Source organism: Shinella sp. SUS2, assembly GCF_001262505.1.
Classification (GTDB): domain Bacteria; phylum Pseudomonadota; class Alphaproteobacteria; order Rhizobiales; family Rhizobiaceae; genus Shinella.
Genome location: NZ_KQ410743.1, coordinates 17,649 through 43,073 on the forward strand (window position 1 = coordinate 17,649; position 25,425 = coordinate 43,073).

Below are 25,425 nucleotides of genomic sequence, written 5' to 3' on the forward strand. Positions count from 1 at the left end.
ACCCCATTTTGAGGCTGTGTCGTACAATCTGTCCCGCCCCTCCGCCTTCACGCAGCCGTGAAGCCTGCGGCGCCTTGAACCATTGTTTTGCCATACCTATCTATAGGATCGTGGGATCGCCATGACCCACAGGGAGCATGGTTGCTGACGGGGATCCGGTTTTCAGGATCAAGCTCCATACCAAGGCTTGCCGGAATGGAAGCCGTCTCAGAAAGGGGTGCTGAATGGCCCGCAATACGCTGCCGTCGATCACGGCTGGAGAAGGTGGTCTCAACCGCTATCTCGATGAAATCCGCAAGTTTCCGATGCTTGAGCCGCAGCAGGAATATATGCTCGCCAAGCGTTACCAGGAGCACGGCGACCGTACTGCCGCCCATGAGCTCGTCACGAGCCATCTTCGTCTCGTGGCCAAGATCGCCATGGGTTATCGCGGCTACGGCCTGCCGATCGGCGAAGTCGTCTCGGAGGGCAATGTCGGCCTGATGCAGGCCGTCAAGAAATTCGATCCGGAACGCGGCTTCCGCCTTGCGACCTATGCCATGTGGTGGATCAAGGCCTCGATCCAGGAGTACATCCTGCGCTCGTGGTCGCTGGTCAAGATGGGCACGACCGCCAACCAGAAGCGTCTCTTCTTCAACCTGCGCCGCATGAAGAGCAAGATCCAGGCGATCGACGACGGCGATCTGAAGCCCGACCAGGTGAAGGAAATCGCCACCAAGCTGAAGGTCTCGGAAGAGGAAGTCGTTTCGATGAACCGTCGCCTCACCGGCGATGCTTCGCTGAACGCGCCGATCAAGGCCGGCGAAGGCGAATCCGGCCAGTGGCAGGATTGGCTCGTCGACGACCACGACAGCCAGGAGCAGACGCTCATCGAGCAGGACGAACTGGATACCCGCCGCGCCATGCTGGCGCGCGCCATGGGCGTCCTCAACGAGCGCGAACGCCGCATCTTCGAGGCTCGCCGCCTCGCCGAGGATCCGGTGACGCTGGAAGAACTCTCCACCGAGTTCGACATCAGCCGCGAGCGCGTCCGCCAGATCGAGGTCCGCGCCTTCGAGAAGGTACAGGAAGCCGTGCAGAAGTATGCGGCCGAGCAGGCCCGCGCAGTCCGCGTGATCGAAGACGCCTGAAGGTAACGCATCCTGGATATTGGAGGGGGCCGGCATCGTTGCCGGCCCCTTTGTCTTTGCGCTATCGCCATCGCCTGCGCCCTGGCATCGGTGGCTACCGTGCCGCGACAACCGCCACCCCGGCCCCCACCATGACACCGCCCGCCGCGCGGTTCATGCGGCGGACAACGGCAGGCGTCCGGAGCAGCTTGCGGGCACGGCCGGCAAGGATCACATGTCCGCCGATCACCACGGCCTCGACCACAAGGATCACCGCCATCAGCACAAGGAGATGGCCGGGGGGCAGCGACGCCCCGACGACATTCGGCAGGAGTGCCACGTAGAACAACGGCATCTTCGGATTGCCCAGGTTGAGCGCAATGCCGGTCGCGAAGATCTTCAGCAGGCCACGCCGTTCGGCCACCGGTTGCAGCACCGGCACGACGGGCGTCGCCGTCCACAGTTTCACCCCCATCCAGACCAGATAGGCCGCTCCGGCGTAGCGCAGGATCGTCATGACGACACTCATCTCGGCAGCAATGACGGAAAGACCGAATGCGGCCAATGTCAGGAAGATGAGAATGCCGGCAACCGTACCGGCCCCATAGGCGATGCCCGAGGCCGCCCCGTGCGAGATCGTGCGGGCGACGATCGTCATGTTGTCAGGTCCCGGGCTCGCGGCGAACACGAAAAAGGCCGCAGCAAAGGCAAGCAAGGTCGAGAAATCCATGGAACCTCCGAAAGTCATGAGTCGCTTCCGGAGGTGTAGAATAGCCCAGTCCCGCCGATGGGAAAGTGGAAATCGTGGCAACGCGCAGGATCGGCAGCGGCGCCCGCCGCGCGGCGCTTTCGGAACGGGTCCCATAACGAAGAAAGGGCCGGCATTGCTGCCGGCCCTTTCTCGATCAGAGGTCCGCGCCCTTATTGGCTGCCCGGCGCACCCAGCGTCGCCCAGGCCTTCATCACCTTGTCAAAGGCTTCCGCGCCCGCGGTGCCCTTGTCGAGCGTAATCAGCGCGCGGCGGCCATTGCGATAGGTGATCGGAATGTCGATCCAGCTGCGGGTGCGCAGGAGGTCGATGTTCTTGGCGATCGCCTCAGGGAAGTCGTTGAGCGCGATCATGTGGAAGTCGTCGGTGATCTTTGCCGGCACGGCGATCAGCGCATCGCCGCGGTCCTGCTCCGTGCGCTTCATCGCCACGCGCTGCACGCTTTCGATGCCGCCGCCTTCGAAGTTCTCCGGCAGCGAAAAGACGAGTTCCACCAGATGGCTCGCCGGCAGCGAACGGTCGCCATTGCGGCGGAAGGTGATCAGTGCCGTCAAACCTTTCGAGGGCACATTGACCTGCGCGCGCACCACAGGTTCGGGCTTGGCATCGCCACCCGGCGACTCTTCCGCACTCGACCATGCCACCGTGCCTTCGATCGCCGTCGGCGCCGTCTGGCCGAGGCGCTCCTCATAGAGGAACATCTTCTGCGTCACACCGAGCGCCGGCTGCTCACCGGTCGCAGCGGGCGTGCCGCCCTCGGTCGTCGTGGCGCCACCGGTACCGGCAGGGGTCTGCGCCGCGCCGTCGGTGGTGCCCGGGGTCGCTTCACCCGTCGTCGTGCCGCCGGCAGCGGCTGCACCACCTTCCGTCGTCACGCCAGCCGTTTCCGGCGTCTGGGCGGCAACCGACTTGCCTTCCTCCGACGTCGCACCGTCAAGCGCGGCCGCCGGACCTTCATCTACCTCGGTGCCGTCCGTCAGGAGGCGTTGGGTGAACTTGCCGTTGGCGCTCGGGGTCGCCGCGGCGACCTCGGTGTTCGTCGTCGTGCCGCCGGCTCCGTCCGGCGTCTGGGCAGTCTCGCCCGACGTGGTGCTCGCCGGCAGATTGCGGCCGCCTTCGGCGGTTTCGTTCGTCTTCTGGGTTTCCGCCGGCGTCTCGGTGGAGGGAGCGGTGAACGCTGCAATGCGCTCGTTGACCCAGCCGTTCACCGTTTCGCGGTTGAACCAGTAGGCAGCACCCGCCCCGCCGACAATGGCGACCAGCGCCACCACGGCTGCAAGCGCCGCGACATTGATACGCGACTTGCGCGGCTCGGCGCGGAAGGAACGCTGCGGCGCCCGCGCCGTCTCCACGACGGGCGTGGACGGCGTCGCATCGGCAAACCCGGCCTCCGCCGCGACGGCCGCACCTGCTGCGGCCGCACCAGCCTTCGGGCTGTGGCCGAGGAGCTCGTCAAGATCGCCCCAATCACGGGAAGACGTTGCCTGTCCCTGAACTGCCGCCGGCTGGGCAGCCTTCTCCTCCGGCCAGTCCCAGGCGAGCGGGTCGACAGGGGTCTCGGCCGGCTGAGCACGGTTCTCGGCGCTCACATCGGCAGCGCTCGCCTCGTTCCAGTTCCACTGGGCTTCGGCCGCGGGCATGCGAGCATCCGCCACCGGTTCGGCTTCGGGCGCATGCTCGTCATGCACCGGATAGGTCTGCGCCTGCGGCTCGACGGCCGCGGCCGTCTCCTCCGCATCGGTCTTGCGTGCAGATTCCTGCTCCGGCTCCTGCCAGGAGGGAACATAGTCGTCGGCCGGTGCAGCCTCGACATGCCAGGACGGCTCGTTGTGCGCCTCGACGGCGGCCGGCTCCGCTTCCTCTTCGGCACGGTCTTCCGCAACGGGCTCGACAGGCTGGGATTCGGCATAGGCAGCCGGCATTTCTTCCGCCGGCGCCTCGGCGGCGGGCTCGTCCTCGTTGGGTTGTCCAACGGGCTCGGCGACAGGGTCTTCGTGATGCTCCGGCTCCGGCTCAGCCTCGGCAACGGCCTCCTCAAGCTCGGCAACGGCGGCGGTTTCTTCCGCCACCGGCTCCGGCTGCAACACCTCTTCGACGGGTTCGGGCGCGACGTCGTCAGCCGGCAACGCCTCGGCGTGGTCCAGCTCGACGCTATCGATCGCCGCCTCAAGCTTGTCGAGCTGGCGTTTCACAAGGTCATCGGAAGGGCGCGGGTTCATGGATTCGAGCTGCCGGCGGACGGCACCGCGAGCCTTCTCGTAAACCTTCTGCCGCATCTCGGCATTGTTGTCCGAGAGGCCATCCACGGCCCTTCGAATGACTGCTACAAAATCCGCCATCAGAACTTTCCGTCGTGTCCGCTCGCTATCTCATTGGAATACGTCACGGAACTGGTGTTGAGCTTGAGATTAGTCCTCAAACGGGTCAGTCACAAGTATGGTGTCATCCCGCTCCGGACTGGTCGAAAGCAGGGCGACCGGGGCGCCGATCAGCTCTTCGACCTGACGTACATATTTGATCGCCTGGGCCGGCAGATCCGCCCAGCTGCGCGCGCCGACCGTCGACTGCTTCCAGCCTTCGAGTGTGATATAGACCGGCTCGACACGGGCCTGTGCTGCCTGGTTGGCCGGCAGATAGTCGATCTCCTGGCCATCGAGCTTGTAGGCGACGCAAATCTTCAGCTCATCGAGGCCGTCGAGAACGTCGAGCTTGGTGAGCGCGATGCCGGTGATACCAGAGGTCTTCACGGTCTGGCGGACGAGAACCGAATCGAACCAGCCGCAGCGGCGCGGACGTCCGGTATTGACGCCGACCTCGCGACCGACGGTCGAAAGATGCTTGCCAATCTCGTCATCGAGTTCGCAGGGGAACGGCCCCTCGCCGACACGGGTCGTGTAGGCCTTGGTGATGCCGAGCACGTAGCCGATCGCCGTCGGGCCGAGGCCGGAACCGGCGGCGGCTTGGCCCGCGACCGTGTTCGACGAGGTCACGAAGGGATAGGTGCCGTGGTCGTTGTCGAGCAGCGCGCCCTGCGCCCCTTCGAAAAGGATGCGGGAACCGGCCTTGCGGTGGTCGTCGAGAATGCGCCAGACCTGATCGACATAGGGCAGCACGCGGTCGGCGACGTCCGTGAGTTCCTTCTCGATCGATTCCACCGAGATTTCCGGCAGGCCGAGACCACGCCGCAGCGCATTGTGATGGGTCAGCAGCCGGTCGATCTTCGCCGGCAGCGCGTCCTTGTCGGCCAGATCAATGGCGCGGATGGCGCGGCGGCCGACCTTGTCCTCATAGGCGGGGCCGATGCCGCGGCGCGTCGTGCCGATCTTCGTGCCGCTGTTGGAGGCGGCATCTTCACGGAAGCCGTCCAGATCGCGGTGAAGGGACAGGATGAGCGGGGCGTTGTCGGCGATGCGCAGGATCTCCGGCGTGATGTTCACGCCCTGGCCGCGCAGCTTCTCGATTTCCGCCACGAAGTGGTGGGGATCGACGACGACGCCGTTGCCGATGACGCTGAGCTTGCCGCGCACGAGGCCGGACGGCAGCAGCGCCAGCTTGTAGCTGACACCATCGATAACAAGCGTATGACCTGCATTGTGGCCGCCCTGATAGCGGACGATGACATCCGCGCGTTCGGAAAGCCAGTCGACAATCTTGCCCTTGCCTTCGTCACCCCATTGAGATCCGACCACCACGACGTTCGTCATTTCATCTTTCCCGTTTTCGCGCGCGAGCGCTTTACTGTTACGCACACATGCGCGCGCGCCTGACACAAACCCGCGCATCTATACTGTGTTGTCTTTGGGAATGCGACCCTGTTATGACGGCCACAATCCGCTTTTTGCATGACATCTCGTGCTTTTTCACCTTATGTGAGGCGCCAGCCGGCCCGCCCTGCATGCATCCTTCCACCCACCGGACCCAGTTGCCTTGAACAGCAGAGCCTATTTCTACCTGTGCATCACCTCGCTTTTCTGGGGCGCGAACTCGGTGGCCGGCAAGCTTGCCGTCGGCCATGTCAGTCCGATGGTGCTGACCACCTTCCGCTGGATCGTCGCACTGAGCATCATCCTGATCCTCATGCTGCCGCAGGTGAAACGTGACTGGCCGGCGATCCGCAGGCACTGGCTACAGCTGCTGCTCTACGGTGCCCTGGGCTTCACCGCCTTCAACGCTCTGCTCTATACGGCGCTCGGTTATACCAGCGCCATCAATGCCGTCATCGAGCAGGCCGGCATCCCCATGCTGATCTTCGTCTTCAACTTCGCGCTCTTCCGCATCCAGGCCTCGATCGCGCAGGTCCTCGGCTTCACCGTCACGCTGGTCGGCGTTCTGGTAACAGCCTCTCATGGCGATTTCTCGACTTTGGCGGAACTCGAATTCAACTTCGGCGATGCATTGATGCTCGGTGCCTGCATCGTCTACGCCGCCTATACGGTCTCGCTGCGCTGGAAACCGGAGATGCACTGGCAGAGCTTCATCGCCGCCCCGGCCTTCGGCGCGCTGCTCAGTGCCATTCCACTCTTCTTCTGGGAAGTATCGCGCGGCGCCGCCATCTTCCCGGATACGACCGGCTGGGCCATCGTGCTCTATGCCGGCATCTTTCCTTCCCTGCTCTCGCAGGTGCTCTATGTACGCGGCGTGGAGATGATCGGCGCCAACCGGGCCGGCCTCTTCATCAATGCCATCCCGGTCTTCGGCACGATTCTGTCCGTGGCCCTTGTCGGCGAAACCATGCACATGTTCCATGTCGTCGCACTTCTTCTCGTGCTCGGCGGAATCGCGATAGCCGAATGGGGGCGACCGAAAGAGAAGAAGACCTGACAGACGCTAGAAATGACCTGTAAGAACCTGTAATCGCAGGACGTTCATCCCTAAAACTGGGGCCGTCACTTAAATCTTGTTTAGATTTTTAATGTTGCACTCACCGTCAACATGGATCTATTCGAGTTTTAAGTCGTGAAAAACATCCGCATTTCCACCCGCATCTATCTACTCACCGCCATGGCGCTGTTCTTCATGGCTACCGCCATGATCTACAAGACACAGGCCGCCAACGAGGAGGTGAACGACGAGCGCCGCCAGATGCTGCGCAACGTCACGGAATCCGCCATCTCCGTCATCGCCTCCTATGAGAAGCTCGCCAAGGACGGCGCGCTTTCCGAAGAGGAAGCCAAGACGCGCGCCATCGCCGATGTCATGGCCATGCGCTTCGGCGAAGGCGGCTATTTCTTCATCAACTCCTTCGACGGCATGATGGTGGCGCATCCGCTGAACGCCAAGCTGATCGGCACGGATGTGCGCGGGCTGAAGGACACGCACGGCAAGGCCTTCAACATCGAGTTGATCCAGCTTGCCCAGAACCCCGGCAGCGGCTTCGTCGACTACTATTGGGACAAGCCGGGCCAGAGTGAACCGGTCGAGAAGTTCTCCTATATCCAGGGCTTCAAGCCCTGGGGCTGGGGTATCGGCACCGGCGTCTATGCCGACGACCTTGCCGCGAAGTATTCTGCGTCGCTGACGACGACGATCGCCATCACGTTGCTTGCCGGCGCTGCAACGCTTCTCGCCGCACTCGCCATCGGCCGCTCGATCAGCCGTCCAATCAACCGCCTGAAGGACGTGATGCTCGAAGTCTCGCGCAATCAAACGCACTCCACCGTGCCGGATACCGACCGCAAGGACGAGATCGGCAACATGGCCGATGCACTCGTGCTGCTGCGCAACTCCGTCATCGAGCGCAACGAGCTGGAAATCCGCCAGCGCGAGCAGCAGGGTCTGCTCGACGGTGAGCGCAGTGCTAACGAGGAGCACCAGGCGGCCGTCGCCCGCAGCCAGTCGCGTGTCGTCGAAACCATCGGCTCCGCACTGGAACGCCTCGCCCAAGGTGATCTCACCGTCGATGTGCCGGACCTTGGCCGCGACTATGAGAAGCTCCGCCGTGACTTCAACGGTGCCACCGATGCCCTGAAATCGACCATCGCGGCCATCGCGGAATCCACAGCCGTGGTAAACGGCAGTGCGGGCGAGATCAGCCGCGCAGCCAACGACCTGTCACAGCGCACCGAACAGCAGGCCGCCTCGCTGGAGGAGACCGCCGCCGCACTCGACGAGATCACCGCCGCCGTGCAGAACTCCACCGCGCGCGCAGAGGAAGCCAAGCGCATGGTTTCCGAAGCCCGCGCCGGCGCCGCAAAGTCGAGCGAAGTCGTGCGCAACGCGATCGACGCGATGGGCCGCATCGAGCACTCTTCTTCCAAGATCGGCGAGATCATCGGGGTCATCGACGACATTGCCTTCCAGACGAATCTGCTCGCGCTCAACGCCGGCGTGGAAGCGGCCCGTGCGGGCGAAGCCGGCAAGGGCTTTGCCGTCGTCGCCCAGGAAGTGCGCGAGCTCGCCCAGCGTTCAGCCAATGCAGCCAAGGAGATCAAGACGCTGATCAACGCCTCCACGACGGAGGTCTCGGCCGGCGTCAACCTCGTCGAGGAAACCGGCAGTTCGCTCGCCGATATCGAACGCCGTGTCAACGATATCAACGAGCGCATCGTCGCCATCGCGACCGCCGCGCAGGAACAGGCCGTCGGCCTTCGGGAAATCAACACCGCCGTCAACCAGATGGACCAGATGACCCAGCAAAACGCTGCGATGGTTGAAGAAACCTCGGCCGCCAGCCAGACGCTGGCGCAGGAAAGCGGCCAGCTCGCCAGCCGCATCGCCCACTTCCAGCTGGTCGGCTCCGGCCGCGGCGAGATGCGCCGCGCTGCCTGACCGCCGCAGCACACCTCAACGAAAAGGCCCGCCGGAGACATCCGGCGGGCCTTTCTGTTCGTCTTGGGAGGACGACGATCAGTCGACGTTGAAGACCAGCGACTTGACCTGGCGGATCGCCGGGTTGGCGCGAAGCTTGTTCATCACGTCTTCGGAAACGGCGGCATCGACATAGAGCAGCGCGATGGCGTCACCGCCCTGCTTGTCACGGCCGAGCTGGAAGTTGGCGATGTTGACGCCGCCTTCGCCCAGCGTGGTGCCGATGAAGCCGATCATGCCGGGAACGTCGGTGTTGGTGATGTAGACCATGTGGTTGCCCACATCGGCGTCGAGGTTGATGCCCTTGATCTGAATGAAGCGCGGCTTGCCGTCGGAGAAGACCGTGCCGGCGATCGAGCGGGTCTGGTTGGCCGTCGTCACCGTCAGACGGATATAACCGTCGAAAACGCCCGACTTGTCGCGCTTGACCTCGGAGAGGATGATGCCCTTTTCCTTGATCATGATCGGCGCGGAGACCATGTTGACGTCGGCGACCTGCGAGCGGATGAGACCGGCAAGCACCGCGCTGGTCAGCGCCTTGGTGTTCATCGAAGCCGTCGCGCCGTCGTAGAGGATCTCGATTTCCTTGATCGCGCTTTCCGTGACCTGGCCGACGAAAGCGCCGAGCACGTCGGCAAGCCGGATGAACGGCTTCAGGATCGGTGCTTCCTCAGCGGTGATCGACGGCATGTTGATGGCGTTGGAGACAGCACCGCGCACCAGGTAATCCGACATCTGCTCGGCGACCTGCAGGGCGACGTTCTCCTGCGCTTCCGTGGTGGAAGCGCCGAGATGCGGCGTGCAGACGACGTTCGGCAGGCCGAAGAGCGGGCTTTCCTTGGCAGGCTCGACCTCGAAGACGTCGAAGCCGGCGCCGGCGACCTTGCCGGACTTTAGCGCTTCGGCAAGATCAGCCTCTACGACGAGGCCGCCGCGGGCGCAGTTCACGATGCGCACGCCATCCTTCATCTTGGCGATCGCCGCCGCGTCGATGATGTTGCGGGTCTTGTCCGTCAGCGGCACGTGCATGGTGATGAAATCGGCTTCGGCGAAGAGCTCGTCGAGCTCGACCTTCTTCACACCCATCTCCTCGGCGCGCTCCTTGGAGAGGAACGGGTCATAGGCGATGACGTGCATCTTGAGGCCGATGGCGCGCGAGCAGACGATCGAGCCGATATTGCCGGCACCGATGACGCCGAGCGTCTTGCCGGTGATCTCGACACCCATGAACTTCGACTTCTCCCACTTGCCGGCCTGCGTGGAGGCGTCGGCGGCGGGAAGCTGGCGGGCCACGGCGAACATCAGGGCGATCGCGTGTTCCGCCGTGGTGATCGAGTTGCCGAAGGGCGTGTTCATGACGATGATGCCGCGGCGCGAGGCGGCCGGGATATCGACATTGTCGACGCCGATGCCGGCGCGGCCGATGACCTTGAGGTTGGCAGCAGCAGCGATCAGCTTTTCCGTCGCCTTGGTGGCGGAGCGGATGGCGAGGCCGTCATAGTTGCCGATGATTTCGGCGAGCTTGTCCTTGTCCTTGCCGAGCTGCGGCTGGAAATCGACGTCTACGCCGCGATCGCGAAAGATCTGGACGGCGGTTTCCGACAGTTCGTCGGATACGAGTACGCGAGGTGCCATGAGAGGCCTCCTTCAATTGAGTCTAGGGAGATGAGATCAAAGGTGGCTTCGCCCAGGGGACGAAGCCGGTCGCGAAAAAATCAGGCCGCAGCCTTGGCCAGCGTCGCCTTCTGGGTCTCGAAAGCCCAGGTCAACCAGGGCATCAGCGCCGCAAGGTCAGCCGTGTCGATGGTCGCACCGGTCCAGATTCGCAGTCCCGACGGAGCGTCGCGGTAGGCGCCGATGTCGTAGGCGACACCTTCCTTGTCGAGTAGGGCGACGAAACCCTTGGCGAAAGCGGCCTGTGCATCAGCGTCGAGCGCCAGCACGTCCTTGTCGGCAATCGTCAGGCAGACCGAGGTGTTGGAGCGCGTCGCCGGTTCCTTGGCGAGGTTGGCGATCCAGTCGTTCTTCTCGACGAAGTCGAAGATGACCTTGGCATTGGCGTCGGCGCGGGCCATCAGGCCCTTGAGTCCGCCGACCTGCTTTGCCCAGAGGAGCGCATCGATATAGTCCTCGACGCAGAGCATGGAGGGCGTGTTGATCGTCTCGCCCTGGAAGATGCCCTCGATGATCTTGCCGCCCTTGGTCATGCGGAAGATCTTCGGCATCGGCCAGGCCGGCGTGTAGCTTTCGAGACGCTCGACAGCGCGGGGCGACAGGATGATGACGCCATGCGCGCCCTCGCCGCCCAGAACCTTCTGCCAGGAGAAGGTGACGACGTCGAGCTTCGCAAAGTCGAGGTTCTGCGCGAAGGCGGCCGAGGTCGCGTCGCAAATGGTGAGGCCCTGGCGATCGGCCGGGATGAAGTCGGCGTTCGGGACGCGGACGCCCGAGGTGGTGCCGTTCCAGGTAAAGACCACGTCACGGTCGAAATCGATCGTGGAAAGGTCGGGAAGCAAGCCGTAGTCGGCCGTAATCTTGCGCGTGTCGGGAAGCTTCAGCTCCTTCGCGACATCCGAGACCCAGCCCGAACCGAAGCTTTCCCAGGCGACCATGTCAACGCCGCGCGGGCCGAGCAGCGACCACAGCGCCATCTCGACGGCGCCGGTATCGGAGGCCGGCACGATGCCGATGCGATAATCATCAGGCACTTCCAGGATTTCACGGGTAAGGTCGATGGCCTGCTTGAGCTTGGTCTTGCCGATCTTGGCGCGGTGCGAACGACCGAGCGGAGCATCGGAAAGCGCGTCGAGCGACCAGTTGGGGCGCTTCGAGCAAGGGCCAGAAGAGAAATGGGTATTGTTCGGACGCACGTCCGGCGGTGTGACGGTCTTCGTCATGATCGCTATCCTTCCAGATAGATAGCCCTTCGTTGGGGAAGGGTGTCCCGCCGCCGTGAATATGGAAGAGCCGCTCTCAAGTCAAGCGGAATATGTCGGAAACGAAAAATGATCCGGCGCAAAGGAAACGGCGCGCCGGTTTCTCGACGCGCCGTTGCACAAGACAGAAGAGGTCGCTTACCAGGTGGAGACGCGGATACCGGCACGGAATTCGTGCTTCTGGAACCCCTCGTCACGTCCCTTGACGCTGACGGTGCCGACACCGGGCACGTCAGCACTGCCGCCGAAGGCCTTGCCGCCCGCCATGTCGGAGAAGCGGTAACCGAGATCCAGCTTGACGCGTTCGGTGAGATCGATGGCGGCGCCCGCCATCAGCGCATAGGTGAAGCGCCAGCTGTCGTCGCCCTTCACGCGGATCTCGTCGAAGGTTGCGCCCGCGCAGGATCCCGTGTCGTTCCGGCAGTTCGCGTTGGTCCGGAAGCTGTCCCATTTCATGTAGGTCACGCCCGCACCCGCGCCGACATAGGGCGTTATGCCGGCATAGGTTCCGAGATCCACATAGCCGTTGGCGAGGAAGTTGGCCGCGCTGTAATCCGCCTTCTGGCCGAGACGGCAGGTCGTGCCCGCCGGGGCGGTGATGCAGGGCGAATCGAGGCTCGAGCTGCCGCGCAGCGAGCCGTTGAAGAAATCCGTCGTCAGGTCGGCGCGCAGGAAGTTGTTGAACTGGTAACCCATGCCCACGCCATAGGACACGGGCTTCGAGAAGCGGGCATTGTCGAAATCGCCTTCCGCGAAGGCCGCACCGAAGGCGTCGATCCGGTAGTTCGGCTTGTCGTGCTTGACCCAGCCGGAATAACCGAGGTCGCCGCGGATGTACCAGCCCTCGGCCACCGTGCTGCCGGAAACATCGATTTCCGGCGCATTGATGATGTCGAGATCGCTCGCTGCCGCACTCGTCGCGACGAGGCCGGCAAGAACGGCAATACCAAGCGGTGCAATGCGGCGGAACATGGTCTCGATCCCTCAAGGCCGGACAGGCCGGCGGTTGCGTGATGGGCGCACGACCACGCATCCTTAGGAGATCGCTGCCCTACACCGTTGGTTAACCATAAATCTTAAGGCATGAAGAAACGGTTAAGTACCGGGATCCACAGCACGTTCCGAAATGCGAAAGGCCGCCCGGAGGGCGGCCTTGCAGGGCAGTCGAAAGAACGGGTTTACTTGTAAACCGGCTGTTCGATCGGGATTTCGACCGGCGGGATATAGGCCTGCTGGTCGCAACCGTTGAAGGAGTAGCGCAGACCCGCACGCGCTTCGTGGCTGTAGAAGCCCTTGTCGTAGCCCGGGCCGCCGCCGGCATTGAAGCCGAACATGTCGCCCTTGGTGACGTGGCGGAAGCGGTAGCCGACGTCTGCCTTCAGGTTGCAGGTGACATCGACGGATGCGCCGGCCATCAGCGCGTAGGTGAAGCGCCAGCTCTTCCGGCCACGGTGATCGAAGCTCGGGTCGCAGTTGGTCGGGTCGCCCGTTTCGCACGAGGTGTTCTTGAGGCCCTTCCAGTTCACATAGGTGCCGCCGATACCCGCGCCGACATAGGGCGTCACGATACCGTAGGTGCCGATGTCGACATAGGCGTTGGCGAGGAGGCTGAGGGCCGTCAGCGAGGAGACGTCGGTCGAGGTGCAGTTCACCGCAACGCCGCAACCGCCCGTCGTCGAGCCCTTGAACTTGGACTTGAACATGTAGTCGAGCGTCACGTCCGTGCGGAAGTGGTCGTTGATCTGGTAACCGACACCACCGCCTATGGTAAAGCCGCTCTTCAGGCGCGTGGAATCGAAGCTGCGATAGGTATCGTTCGAGCCCTGATAGAAGTTGGCCCCGCGCATCTTGTTGTAGGACCAGCCCATATCACCGCGCAGATACCAGCCGCCCGTCTCGATGACGGTTTCCTGCACCGGCGCTTCGATGACCTCCGGCTGGTAGATGTCGGCCGCATAACCCGACGTGCCCGTCAGCAGGACGGCAACCACGCCACTCAAAACTTTCCTCATGGCCTTGCTCCAATAGGCTTTGCTTGGGTTGGCCGGCGCGCCGGATTCCAAGTCCCTCGATCAGGCATGGATAATGGCGAGGAAAGGTTAAGGGGCGATTAACTACAAACATTTACCGTATTTGTTAATGGCCGTTCATGAATTCGGTAAACAACAAATAAAAATCGAAGGATTTTCGCAGGAACCGCCCCCATGACTTACCGGAAAAAGAAAAGGCCGAAGCAATGCTTCGGCCCATTCAAGAAATGCGCGGCGGAGCGGCTCAGGCAGCGTTGCGTACCGCGCCGATCACGTCCACCAGCTCGTCGACGATGCGCTCCACCTGCGCCCGGTCGTCACCTTCCGCCATCACGCGGATCAGCGGCTCGGTGCCGGAGGGGCGGATGAGGAGGCGGCCATTGCGGGCAAGTTCGCTTTCTGCGTCAGCGATCGCCTGGCGAACGGTGGCGTCCTCCAGCGGCTGACCGGCCTTGATCCGCACGTTTTTCAGCACCTGCGGCACCGGCTCGAAGCGGTTGCACACCTCGCTGACCGTCTTGCCGCTGCGCTTGACGCAGGCGAGCACCTGGAGGGCGGCGACGAGGCCGTCGCCCGTCGTACCGAAATCCGACAGCACGATGTGGCCGGACTGTTCGCCGCCGACATTGTAGTCGTGCTGGCGCATGTGCTCGACGACATAGCGGTCGCCGACCTTGGTGCGCTGGAGGCTGAGGCCCTGGCCGGTGAGGAAACGTTCGAGGCCGAGATTGGACATGACGGTCGCGACAATGCCGCCACCACGCAACATGCCGTCCGCCGCCCAGCTTTCGGCAATAGCGGCCATCAGCTGGTCGCCGTCGATGATCTTGCCGTTCTCGTCGATGACCTGCACGCGGTCGGCATCGCCGTCGAGCGCGATGCCGATATCGGCGCGCACCTCGTGCACCTTGCGCTGCAGGGTTTCGGGATGGGTGGAGCCGCAGTCGAGATTGATGTTGAGGCCGTCGGGCTCATTGCCGATCGTCACGACGTCGGCGCCGAGTTCCCAGAGGGCAGCTGGCGCAACGCGGTAGGCGGCGCCGTTGGCGCAGTCGATCGCAACGCGCAGGCCCTTCAACGTCGTGTCGCGCGGCAGCGTGCGCTTGGCATGCTCGATGTAGCGGTCATGCACACCATCGATACGCTTTGCCCGGCCGATCTCGGCGGATTTGGCGAGCTGCGCCGTGATGTCCTTGTCGAGCAGCTCCTCGATCTCCATCTCGATCTCGTCGGAGAGCTTGTAGCCGTCGGGACCGAAGAGCTTGATGCCGTTGTCGTAGAACGGGTTGTGCGAGGCGGAGATCATCACGCCGATATCGGCGCGCAGCGAGCGCGTGAGCATGGCAACGGCAGGCGTCGGGATCGGGCCGAGGATGAAGGCATCGATACCGGCGGCGGTGAAGCCGGCGACCATGGCGTTTTCCAGCATGTAGCCGGAAAGGCGCGTGTCCTTGCCGATCACCACCCGGTGGCGATGCGCGCCGCGGCGAAAGATCGTGCCAACGGCGATGCCGACCCGCATGGCAAGGTCGGGCGTCATCGGGAAGATGTTGGATTGTCCCCGGATACCGTCCGTGCCGAAATAACGACGTTTCATGTTCACTCCTGAAATCGCCGGCCTGGGCGGCGCTTTGCGCTACGCCCTGCTCTGGCTTTTTGTCTCTACGCAATTCCGGACACAAAACCGCTGCGCACGTTTTCCGGAACGGCTTTCGCATTCAATCTGCCGCACCCGCACACCCATTTCAGGGCAGAAGGTAACGATAAATCCGCGCGGTAATCCAATCCTTAAAACGGCGTAGAGCTATCACCTTTCTTTGCCACAAAAGCCGGCAAAGGACAGCCACCCGAATATCAGAATTCATTACAGTCCGTTACCAAAGGAAAACGGCCGGGATAGACTTCCCGGCCGTTTTCAACTCCGTTGGGCGCTGTCTTTATTGCGGCTGCGGTTCAAGCCCGCCTTCCGCCTCGCCGCCCTTCTTGTGGCCGGCCTTCGGTACGGCGGAGCCACGGTGCGGCGGCGTGTCGTCGCCAAGATCGCGCGCCGGCTTCTCGCCGCGGATAAGCGCCTTGATCTCGTCACCCGTCAGCGTCTCGTATTCGAGCAGGCCTTCGGCCAGCGCCACGAATTCGTGGTTCTGCTCGGTGATGATGCGCTTGGCCTCGGTGTAGGCCTCGTCGATCAGGCGGCGGATCTCGTTGTCGATCTTCTGCGCCGTCGCCTCGGAGACGTTCTTCTGCTGCGCAACCGAATGACCGAGGAAGACCTCCTGCTGGTTCTCGCCATAGGCGACCTGGCCGAGCTGGTCGGAGAAGCCCCACTGGGTGACCATCGCGCGGGCCAGCTTCGTCGCCTGCTCGATATCCGAAGAAGCACCAGAGGTGATGTTATCCTTGCCGAAGGTGATTTCTTCGGCAACCCGGCCGCCCATCATGATGGCAAGGCGCGAGACCATCCACTTGTAGCTCATCGAGTAGCGATCGCCCTCGGGAAGCTGCATGACCATGCCGAGCGCACGGCCGCGCGGAATGATCGTCGCCTTGTGCAGGGGATCGGCGAGCGGCACCTTGAGCGCGACGATGGCGTGGCCGGCCTCGTGGTAGGCGGTGAGCTTCTTTTCCGCCTCGGTCATCGCCGAAGAGCGGCGCTCGGCGCCCATCATGATCTTGTCCTTGGCGTCCTCGAACTCCTGCATGGTGACGAGGCGCTTGTTGCGGCGCGCGGCCATCAGGGCAGCTTCGTTGACGAGGTTCATGAGGTCGGCACCGGAGAAGCCGGGCGTACCACGGGCGAGAACCTTGAGATCGACATTCGGGGCGAGTGGCACGTTGCGCACATGCACCTTCAGGATGCGCTCGCGGCCGACGATATCAGGGTTCGGCACCACGACCTGACGGTCGAAACGGCCGGGACGCAGCAGCGCCGGGTCGAGAACGTCGGGACGGTTGGTCGCGGCGATCAGGATGATGCCTTCATTGGCCTCGAAGCCGTCCATCTCGACCAGGAGCTGGTTCAGCGTCTGCTCGCGTTCGTCATTGCCGCCGCCGAGACCCGCGCCACGGTGACGACCGACAGCGTCAATTTCGTCGATGAAGATGATGCAGGGCGCGTTCTTCTTGGCCTGCTCGAACATGTCGCGCACGCGGCTTGCGCCGACGCCGACGAACATCTCGACGAAGTCCGAACCGGAAATGGTGAAGAACGGCACATTGGCCTCACCCGCGACGGAGCGCGCCAGCAGCGTCTTGCCGGTGCCGGGCGGGCCGACGAGCAGCACGCCGCGCGGAATGCGGCCGCCAAGGCGCTGGAACTTCTGCGGATCGCGCAGGAATTCGACGATTTCCTCAAGATCCTGCTTGGCTTCGTCGACGCCGGCGACGTCAGCGAAGGTGACGCGGCCGTGCGCTTCGGTCAGAAGCTTCGCCTTGGACTTGCCGAAACCCATCGCGCCGCGCGAGCCGCCCTGCATCTGGCGCATGAAGAACAGCCAGACGCCGAGGATCAGCAACATGGGCAGCAGCGTGCCGATATAGCTGAGGAACCCGGACGAACCGTCCGTTTCCGGCCGTGCGCTGACGACGACGTTCTTCGCTTCAAGTCGCTGGACGAGCGAGTTGTCGCCGGTCGGCGCATAGGTCTGGAAGGTCGCGCCAGTCTCGACATAGCTGCCGACGATCTTTTCACCGGTGATGACGACTTCCTTCACCCGGCTCGAGTCCACCTCTTTGAGGAACTGCGAATAGGGGATTTCCCGCGAGCCGGTCTGCGCCGGGCTCGTCTGGAACATGCTGAACAGCGCGATCAGCAAAAGGGCGATAATCGCCCACAGGGCGAAGTTGCGGAAATTGGGATTCATCGAACGTTCCGGGCACTTTCCCGGCCGGAGTTTCCCGGCCGCTTCTCTGTCGCCTAACATAGGGTCGCCTTGCGGCCTTGCCAAGGCAAAGCGCACAGGGTCAGGGCTTTTCTCTCAATATCGTCAACGACGCGCACGGCCCTACAGCCGGCCGCCATCGACATTGCCTCTATCTTACCACAACGCTTTCGTGCGCGCCTTCATTCGTTCGGCGGAGACGAAAACGGCACAGACCCGAGAATTCCTGCCAATGCATTGGCAAGCGGAAGGTCGAAACGCGGCAGGAAACGGACATGGGGCGCGACCAGCGGCCCCAGAATGGCGAGATCCGCCGGCACGCGCGCTCCGTCCTCGAATTTCAGGCGCGGCGCGGCGCGGCTGGCGCGCAGGGCAGCGCCGGTCAATCCCGCATCATCCCCTCGACCTGCCCCGCTGCCGAAAGCCGACACGGTGATCGCCCGGCTGGCGCGGTTGACGACACGGTATCGCCCATCCCAGACGGCCGTCGCTCCCGCCGGAAGGACAAGGGTCTCGATGCCCCGGCATTCGCGATAGAGGAAAAGACCATCGCGCCGGCGATCGAAGACAACGCGGCCGGCGGTCAGCCGCGACAGTGTGCCGCTGGCAAGGAAGCTTCGCAGGCGCTCGGCCGATGCCGTTTCAAGAGTATGAACCCGCCCACCCGCCACTGCCGCCAACAGCAGGAGGCCGCGCCAGGCGCCCGCATCGGTGAGGAGCGTGCCGATCGCCGCCGATTCCAGCACAAAAGCGGCGCCTTCCGCCCGGGCGTTTCCGGTGAGGAAGATTGCGGCCTGCCGGGAAAGCAGCGCCCTGTCCTTGCCCGCGTGATCGGGCAGAACGCCGCGCGCCCGGATACGGACGCGCTCGAAACGAGGATTGTCGTTGCTCGGATCGTCACGCCAGCTTTCGCCGCGCGCCGCAAGGAAAGCACGGACGGCCGCCCGGTCGAGGGCGAGGAACGGCCGCAGCAGCCAGACCGCACCGTTCAACAGAACGGCATCCGCCATCCCGGAAAGGCCGATCCCCTCCGCAGATCGCGCGGCACGCATCGCCACGGTCTCGCTCTGATCGTCGCGCGTGTGCGCCGCAAGGATGGCATCGGCTCCCATGTCCACGGCAGCAGCAGCAAGAAGGTCGTAGCGCTTGGCGCGGGCCGCAGCCTGCAAGCCAGAATGCGGCTTTCCTCCCTCCCAACGGCGAACGCTGTGCCCAATACCGTAGCGCGCGCAGAGTGCGCCGACCCAAGCAGCCTCCTCAGCCGAGCCGGGGCGCAGGTCGTGGTCGATCGTGCAGGCGGAAAGGGTGATGCCGGGAAAGCGCCCGGTCGCGCAAAGCGTGGCGAGGGCCACGAGCAATCCGGTTGAATCGCTGCCACCGGATATGGCGACGAGCAGATGCGCAGGGCGTTTGAAACTGTTCAGAAAACGGCTGGCTACCTCGACGACGGGATCGTCCGCGCGGGCCATGGCGTTTCTTCCGTCCGCAGTCAGCAGGACAGGCGGCTCTGTTCGGAGGAGACCTTGGTCTTCACGGCCTTGGAAGCGTCGGGATAACGCTTGTTCACCTCGCGCAGCGTGGCGCAGGCGGTTTCACGGTTGTCGAGCGCGGCAAGCGACATGCCGAGCTTCAGCAGCATTTCCGGCGCCTTCTTCGACTTGCTGAACGTCTGGTGCGCGTTGAGGAAAGTCTTGGCGGCGTCGTTGAAATTGCCTTGCGAATATTGCGCCTCGCCCAGCCAGAAATTGGCGTCGGCCGCCTTCTCGCCTTTCGGGAAGATGTCGAGATAGTCGCGGAATTCGCGTTCGGCGAGCTGGTAGTCGCCGGAAAGCACATGGCCGTAAGCCACCTGGTAGAGGTCGTCGGGATTGTCGAGCGAGGCGGACGACGACTGCGAGGCCTGCGGCAGGCCGTCCTCGACGCCCGGCAGCGTGTTGTCGTTGCCGATCGAGGCGCTCTGGTTGTTGAGGTCCGGATTGGTCTCGGCACCGATCGGGTTGCCGTTCTCGTCGAAACGGATGGACCCCAGTTCCTGCGGCTGCGCGCCACCGCCCGTGTTCTGGTTGCCCGCGGTCTGGCTCCGCGTGTCGGTTCCGGCGGGATCATCCGCCGGCACCCTGTTCGAGGCGATCTGCTGGTCGGCCGTGCCGCCATTCACCGGCTTTTCAAGGGCGCCGCTCTTGCCGGAGCCACTCTTGCCGCTTTCGAGATCCTGGAAGCGATATTCGTTGTCTTCCTGCGCCTTGCGAATCTGCTCCTGCATCTGGAGGAGCTGGTAGCTCATTTCCTCGATCCGGCCATTGAGGCTGCGGATCTGTTCCTCGAGCTGCCCGACGCGCGGATCCATGGCCTGCGCGAGGATAACCTCACCCGTTTCCATCCGTTCGTTCTTTGCCGGCAGAAAACCGTTGGCAAGCGGGAAAAGCGGCGATGCGCTGATCGGCCCGACCATGCCTGCTACCGCTGCCAGACTGAGAACGCCTGCCGCGACAAGTTTCTTCATCTATCTTCGTCCTGTTGGTCCCATTGTACGCCGAAGCGCTGCCGAAGAGTTTTCCAAATACTCCCAAAAAGCAACGGAGTTCGGCCAAAGTGTGTTGAAAAAAGAAAGGCGGCCTCTCGGCCGCCTCTCCCGCATCCTTCCGAAGAAGGAATTACATGCCGGCGCCACCAAGAACGGTCACGGCGCGGCGGTTCTGCGACCAGCAGGAAATATCGTCGCACACGGCGACCGGCTTTTCCTTGCCGTAGGAGATCGTCTTGATACGGTTTGCCGGGATACCGCGCGACGCGAGGTACTGGCGGGTCGAAGCTGCACGGCGTGCGCCGAGCGCCAGGTTGTATTCACGCGTGCCGCGTTCGTCAGCATGGCCTTCGACCGTGATCCCGTAGTTCGGGTACTTCTGCAGCCACTGGGCCTGACGGTCGAGCGTCGCTGCGGCGTCGGCACGAATCGAAGTCGAGTCCGTGTCGAAGAAGATGCGGTCGCCGACATTGACGGTGAAGTCCTGCTGCGAGCCCGGCGTCGCGGCACCAGCGCCGCCATTGAGGCCGAGGTCACCGGCATTGTTCGGCATGTTCTTCTTGGAAGCGCAGCCAGCAAGTGCCAGGCTCATGAACAGGGCGATCATTGCCGGATTGCGGGCGATGGTCTGCATGCGGCCAGCGGCCGGGGAATGAATGCGGCTCATGAGCCGGTCTCCTTGCATCAGTTCTTGCGTCAAGTTCGTTGAAGCGTCGGTTTCAATCAGGGTTGCCAGACTGTAACCGCGGTCGGTTAATCCGCGTTCAACGTTTATGGTTAACGATTGCTTGTAAGACCGTCCCCGGCCCCCGCGCATCAAATGGAGACGGGCCTGCCGCGTCTCGCTGCCGCCTGATTTACAGGACTTTGCGGCAAGAACGCGGCAGGCCCGCCTCATATGTGTTGCTATTCCAGAAGCGGCGACCAGGCCGGGTCGGAAGCAAAGCCCTTGGTCTGCACGGCCTGTTCGTTGTAGCCGGAAAGGTCGATCGAATAGATCTGCGGGCCCCCAGCGCCGGCCGGCTGGCGGAAGAACATCAGCACGCGGCCGTTCGGCGCCCAGGTCGGGCCTTCATTGTGGAAGCCCGATGTCAGGATGCGCTCGCCCGAACCATCCGTCTTCATCACGCCGATCGAGAACTTGCCGCCCGACTGCTTGGTGAAGGCGATGAGATCGCCGCGCGGAGACCAGACCGGCGTGGAGTAGGAACCGTCACCGAACGAAACGCGGCGCTGGTTGGAGCCGTCGGCCCCCATCACATAGAGCTGCGGCCTGCCGCCCCGGTCGCTTTCGAACACGATCTGCGTGCCGTCAGGCGAATAGGAGGGTGCGGTATCGATCGCCGCCGTCGAGGTGAGACGCGTCGTCGTGCGCGAGCGCAGGTCCATCGTATAGATGTTGGCATTGCCTTCCTGCTGCAGGCTCATGATGACCTTCTGGCCATCCGGCGAGAAGCGCGGCGAGAAGGTCATGCCCGGGAAATTGCCGACCACTTCGCGCTGTCCCGTCTCCAGCTGGAGCAGGTAGACGCGCGGCTGGTTGCCCTCGAAGGACATGTAGGTGATTTCCTGGCGGCTCGGCGAGAAGCGCGGCGTCAAGACCAGCTCGTTGGAATTGGTAAGGGCCCGGGCGTTGAAGCCGTCCTGGTCCATGATGGCGAGCTGGCGCTTGCGGGCGTTCTTCGGGCCGCTTTCGGCGACATAGACGATGCGGGTGTCGAAGTAGCCCTTTTCGCCTGTCAGGCTCTCATAGATCGCATCGGCGATGATATGCGCCACACGGCGCCAGTTTTCCGGCTGGGTATAGAACTGCTGGCCGGTGATCTGCTTGCCGGCGAAGGTGTCCCAGAGACGGAATTCGGCGCGCAGGCGGCCATCGCCTTCCTGCGTCACGCGGCCCGTGACGAGGGCCTGCGCATTGATGACCTTCCAGTCGTCGAAGCGCGGTGCCTGGTCCGGGTTGGCGATCTTCTCGATGAAGGCCTGTTTGTTGACCGGCGCGAAGAGGCCGGACCGCTTCAGGTCCGCCGCGATCACGTCGGTGATGCGCTGGCCGAGATCGCCGCCGGCGATGAAGTCGGTAACGGCGATCGGCAACGGCTCGACATTGCCCTTGTTGATGTTGATTTCCACGAGCGCCCAGGCCTGCGGCAGGGAGGCCGCAAGGCCGGTCAGCACGACCAGCAAACGGAGAAGAGTGCGTCTGAACATAAATCTAGGCCTTCCTAGTTCTTACATCATCTGGCTGGGGTCGAAGTTCACGACGACTTCGCTCCAGGCGTCATATTTTTCTGGTGGCAGGCCCTTGAAGGGCCGCGATTTCATGATGGCGCGGCGGGCACCGCCGGCCAGCGCCCGGCGCGCGGAATCCGAACCGCCCGTCGCCACCACTTCCGGCTCGCCGATGATGTCGCCGTTCTGGTCGAGCTGCATCTTGACCTGGATGCGCACGTCGGCGGAGTCGGCAAGGCCGGGAATGATCGACCAGTTGTTCTGGATCTGGCCGCGCAGGGCGTCCATTTCGCTCAGCGACAGTTTCGTGCCGCTCGTCGTCTTCTTGCCGCCGAGCGCGGCCTGCTCCTGCGAGCGTTTCGCGCCGCCGCCGGCCGCTTTTTCCTTGTTGAGAAGCGCAGCGATCTCGTCCGAGTTGAAATCGCTTTCGTTCAGCGAGCTCGCCTTTTCCTGCTTCTTCTTCTGGTCCTTCTTGCGGTCGGGCGTCTTGGCGGTCTCGGCCTTCGCCGTCTCCACCTTCTTCTCGGCCGGCTTTTCCGCGGTCTCGGTCTTCTTCGTCTCGACCTTCGGCTTCATTTCGGGAAGCGGGATCTTGTCCGGCAGCGCCTCGGCGTCCTCGACTTCGGCTGGCTTTTCCTCGGACGGCGTCGCCTCGGGCTTCGGGTCCGGCTTGACCTCCTGCTTGGTCTCGGGAAGCGCGGCGACCTCGGTCGAGGGCTCGCTGGCAGTCTCTTCCTGCTTCACGTCCTCGACAGGCTTGGTGTCCGGCGTCTGCACGACCTTTTCGGCCTTTTCCGGCGCGGCAGCGGTCTCGATATCGCGCGGCTTTTCCTCCGGCGTCGGCAGGTTCTTCAGGTCGACATCGTTTTCGCCGGCGTTTTCCGCATTCTCGACCGGCGTCTGCTTCTTGGTCGGAACAGGCGCGGCCTTTTCCTTCAGCTCGGCTTTCTTGTCGCCCTGCTGGATCTGCGTCAGCTCCTCGATCGACACGATATCGACCGGCATCGCCTCGACATTGGCGACGTCGAAACTTTCAGGACTGCCGAGCGAAACCAGCGCCCAGGTGAGAACCAGGGAGTGGATGACGGCGGATGTGGCGAGACTGCCCTTCATGGCGTGCGATCACGTGTCCGGTTTCTGCTCGGTGACGAGGCCGATATTGGTGAATCCGCCCGCCTGGATGCGCGACATCACGTCGGCGATGACGCCGTACGGCGCCGTGCCGTCGCCCCGCACGAAGACGCGCTCGGTATAGCCCGTCGTCGCTACGGCCTGGAGCTTGGCGGCGATCTCGTCGACAGGGATCGGCGTTTCCTGCAGGTAGACCTGGCCGTCCGCCTTGACGGAAACGGTGATCGGCTGCGTATCGGCGTTCAGGGCCTTGGCCTGCGTCTTCGGCAGGTCGAGCGGCACGCCGACAGTCATCAGCGGCGCGGCCACCATGAAGATGATGAGCAGCACGAGCATGACGTCGACGAACGGCGTCACGTTGATCTCGCTCATCGGGGCCTTCTTGCCTCCGCCGCGACGGCGGCGGCCACCGCCCGCATTTTTCGCTCCGACTGACATGCCCATGGGGTCGTCTCCGTCTTTCTAAAGGCCGGTCACTGCGCCGCGGCGCGCGGCTGCAGCTTTTCATCGATCTGGCGCGACAGGATGGCGGAGAACTCGTCCGCGAACCCTTCCATGCGCGCCGTCAGCTTGCCGGCATCGGCAGAGAACTTGTTGTAGGCAATAACCGCCGGAATTGCGGCAAGGAGGCCGATGGCGGTGGCGAGAAGCGCTTCGGCGATGCCGGGTGCCACAACCGCAAGGCTCGTCTGCTTGGATCCGGCAATCGCCTGGAACGAGGTCATGATGCCGACAACCGTACCGAAGAGGCCGACGAAGGGTGCCGCCGAACCGATGGTGGCGAGCGAGCCGAGGCGCGCTTCCAGCGTTTCGGATTCGCGTGACAACGTCACGTCCATGGCCCGGTCGATACGCATCTGCAGGCCGATCGGCGATCGCGCCCCGCGCTCGAAGCTCTTTTTCCATTCGCGCATCGCTGCGACGAAGATGGCGCTCATGCCCGACGTCTGGCGGTCGGAGAGCGTACGATAAAGCTCTTCCAGCGACTGCCCGGACCAGAAGACCTGCTCGAAGCTGTCGAGCTGGCGACGCGCCTTTCCGTAGCTCACCGTCTTGTCGACGACGATGGCCCAGGTCCAGACGGACGCGGCGATGAGGCCGAGCATGACCAGCTTCACGACGAACCCGGCCTGCATGAAGAGACCCCACAGGGTCACATTATGCGCCGCTTCCAAACCCACTTGTTCCATAGACCTATGTCCCCGAATCCAAACACCCGGCACGGGCCCTTGCGGCTCGAACCGGGTAACATTCACGCCTTCGCGGTCTCCTGGGAGGTGGATCTCGCATCGGCATTCACAAACAAGACGTTGCCAGGAGGATTAGATCCGCACCCGCTCCGCATGTCCGTCAAGAATGTCCGGTTGATGCCGCCGGCCGCCATGCCGGTCAAACGCTTACAACCTGCCTTCTTCACGGCAATTTTGGTTAAAGGATGACGTGCAGTGCACAAAACCATCCTCATGGAGCGAGTAAGACATCATTATGGTTAAGGGAGTGTTACTGCCGATGTATCCCGGCCACGTCCTGCGCTTTCGCAAGGAACCGCGCCGCAAGCCCCTCCGGCAGGCGCCGCGGCCGGCCCGCGGAATTGATGACCGCGATGATGACGCGGGCGGCGATCAGAAGCTGCTCGCCGCGACGGATCTCCTGGTTGAGGATCATCTTCGCCCCGCCGGCCTTTTCCGTCGAGGTGAGGATGGTCAGGATGTCGTCCATGCGCGCCGGCGCCTTGAAGTCGATCTCCATGCGGTGCACGACAAAGACCAGACCCTCGCGGTCCTCTTCCAGAATGAGGCTGCCCTGTTCGACACCGAGCAGGCGGAGGTAATCCGTACGCCCGCGTTCCAGAAAATGCAGGTAGCGGGCGTGATAGACGACGCCGGAAAAATCCGTGTCCTCATAGTAGACCCGCTGTGCAAGCCGGTGTCCGGCGTGCGTGAGCTCGCCCGAGAGATGGTGATTGTAATCCGTCATGGCGCTTCTCTTCCGCAAAGCGCCCGCAATTG

At 63.4% G+C, this 25,425-nt stretch carries 20 protein-coding genes; 3 read left to right on the forward strand and 17 right to left on the reverse strand.

What is annotated here, in order from left to right; translation table 11 throughout:
- Positions 1–224 precede the first annotated feature (224 nt).
- A complete protein-coding gene (gene rpoH / locus AKG11_RS26895) occupies positions 225–1,130 on the forward strand; it encodes an RNA polymerase sigma factor RpoH (protein ID WP_024270820.1) in 906 nt (301 codons plus the stop codon).
- Between the two features lie 94 nt (positions 1,131–1,224).
- Here rpoH and AKG11_RS26900 read toward each other — a convergent pair whose 3' ends face one another.
- From AKG11_RS26900 to AKG11_RS26910, 3 genes are all read right to left on the reverse strand, one after another.
- Complete coding sequence (locus AKG11_RS26900) at positions 1,225–1,839, reverse strand: LysE family translocator (protein ID WP_050746137.1); 615 nt, start codon at positions 1,837–1,839, stop codon at positions 1,225–1,227.
- 191 nt (positions 1,840–2,030) lie between these two features.
- Positions 2,031–4,217 (reverse strand): hypothetical protein, encoded by a 2,187-nt coding sequence (locus tag AKG11_RS26905; protein ID WP_050746138.1) that lies wholly within the window; start codon positions 4,215–4,217, stop codon positions 2,031–2,033.
- Positions 4,218–4,286: 69 nt separating this feature from the next.
- Positions 4,287–5,582: an adenylosuccinate synthase gene (locus AKG11_RS26910; protein WP_023517014.1), complete on the reverse strand. Its 1,296-nt coding sequence runs from the start codon at positions 5,580–5,582 to the stop codon at positions 4,287–4,289.
- A 223-nt stretch (positions 5,583–5,805) separates the two neighbouring features.
- On the opposite strand from AKG11_RS26910, the gene AKG11_RS26915 reads away from it, so the two are divergent.
- Both AKG11_RS26915 and AKG11_RS26920 read left to right on the forward strand, forming a co-directional pair.
- Positions 5,806–6,699 carry a DMT family transporter gene (locus AKG11_RS26915; RefSeq protein WP_050746139.1) on the forward strand — a complete coding sequence of 298 codons (894 nt, stop codon included), beginning with the start codon at positions 5,806–5,808 and terminating at the stop codon, positions 6,697–6,699.
- Positions 6,700–6,834: 135 nt separating this feature from the next.
- Positions 6,835–8,646, forward strand: coding sequence for a methyl-accepting chemotaxis protein (locus tag AKG11_RS26920; protein WP_050746140.1), 1,812 nt, complete (start codon positions 6,835–6,837; stop codon positions 8,644–8,646).
- A gap of 78 nt (positions 8,647–8,724) precedes the next feature.
- Here AKG11_RS26920 and serA read toward each other — a convergent pair whose 3' ends face one another.
- The 14 genes from serA to ybgC all read right to left on the reverse strand — a co-directional run bounded on the left by serA (position 8,725) and on the right by ybgC (position 25,393).
- On the reverse strand, positions 8,725–10,320 hold the full coding sequence (serA, locus tag AKG11_RS26925) for a phosphoglycerate dehydrogenase (RefSeq protein WP_050746141.1): 1,596 nt from the start codon (positions 10,318–10,320) through the stop codon (positions 8,725–8,727).
- Positions 10,321–10,400: 80 nt separating this feature from the next.
- The gene (locus AKG11_RS26930; RefSeq protein WP_050746142.1) at positions 10,401–11,582 is read right to left on the reverse strand and encodes a phosphoserine transaminase; all 1,182 of its coding nucleotides are present in this window, start codon (positions 11,580–11,582) and stop codon (positions 10,401–10,403) included.
- A 177-nt stretch (positions 11,583–11,759) separates the two neighbouring features.
- Complete coding sequence (locus tag AKG11_RS26935; RefSeq protein WP_050746143.1) at positions 11,760–12,593, reverse strand: outer membrane protein; 834 nt, start codon at positions 12,591–12,593, stop codon at positions 11,760–11,762.
- A 206-nt stretch (positions 12,594–12,799) separates the two neighbouring features.
- Positions 12,800–13,633 (reverse strand): outer membrane protein, encoded by an 834-nt coding sequence (locus AKG11_RS26940; protein ID WP_023513693.1) that lies wholly within the window; start codon positions 13,631–13,633, stop codon positions 12,800–12,802.
- A gap of 262 nt (positions 13,634–13,895) precedes the next feature.
- A complete protein-coding gene (gene glmM, locus AKG11_RS26945; RefSeq protein WP_023517025.1) occupies positions 13,896–15,248 on the reverse strand; it encodes a phosphoglucosamine mutase in 1,353 nt (450 codons plus the stop codon).
- Between the two features lie 340 nt (positions 15,249–15,588).
- Positions 15,589–17,511: an ATP-dependent zinc metalloprotease FtsH gene (gene ftsH, locus AKG11_RS26950; protein ID WP_023516766.1), complete on the reverse strand. Its 1,923-nt coding sequence runs from the start codon at positions 17,509–17,511 to the stop codon at positions 15,589–15,591.
- A 200-nt stretch (positions 17,512–17,711) separates the two neighbouring features.
- Complete coding sequence (gene tilS / locus AKG11_RS26955; protein ID WP_050746144.1) at positions 17,712–18,998, reverse strand: tRNA lysidine(34) synthetase TilS; 1,287 nt, start codon at positions 18,996–18,998, stop codon at positions 17,712–17,714.
- A 20-nt stretch (positions 18,999–19,018) separates the two neighbouring features.
- Complete coding sequence (gene ybgF / locus AKG11_RS26960) at positions 19,019–20,032, reverse strand: tol-pal system protein YbgF (RefSeq protein ID WP_050746145.1); 1,014 nt, start codon at positions 20,030–20,032, stop codon at positions 19,019–19,021.
- A gap of 151 nt (positions 20,033–20,183) precedes the next feature.
- Positions 20,184–20,720: a peptidoglycan-associated lipoprotein Pal gene (gene pal / locus AKG11_RS26965; protein ID WP_023515469.1), complete on the reverse strand. Its 537-nt coding sequence runs from the start codon at positions 20,718–20,720 to the stop codon at positions 20,184–20,186.
- Between the two features lie 239 nt (positions 20,721–20,959).
- Positions 20,960–22,264 carry a Tol-Pal system beta propeller repeat protein TolB gene (gene tolB, locus AKG11_RS26970; RefSeq protein WP_023514590.1) on the reverse strand — a complete coding sequence of 435 codons (1,305 nt, stop codon included), beginning with the start codon at positions 22,262–22,264 and terminating at the stop codon, positions 20,960–20,962.
- Between the two features lie 21 nt (positions 22,265–22,285).
- Entirely contained in the window at positions 22,286–23,398 is a 1,113-nt protein-coding gene (locus AKG11_RS26975) for a cell envelope integrity TolA family protein (RefSeq protein WP_023514591.1), read from the reverse strand.
- Positions 23,399–23,407: 9 nt separating this feature from the next.
- Positions 23,408–23,860 (reverse strand): protein TolR, encoded by a 453-nt coding sequence (gene tolR / locus AKG11_RS26980; RefSeq protein ID WP_023514592.1) that lies wholly within the window; start codon positions 23,858–23,860, stop codon positions 23,408–23,410.
- 29 nt (positions 23,861–23,889) lie between these two features.
- Complete coding sequence (tolQ, locus tag AKG11_RS26985) at positions 23,890–24,606, reverse strand: protein TolQ (RefSeq protein ID WP_023514593.1); 717 nt, start codon at positions 24,604–24,606, stop codon at positions 23,890–23,892.
- Between the two features lie 310 nt (positions 24,607–24,916).
- Positions 24,917–25,393 (reverse strand): tol-pal system-associated acyl-CoA thioesterase, encoded by a 477-nt coding sequence (gene ybgC / locus AKG11_RS26990; protein ID WP_023512180.1) that lies wholly within the window; start codon positions 25,391–25,393, stop codon positions 24,917–24,919.
- Between the last annotated feature and the right edge of the window lie 32 nt (positions 25,394–25,425).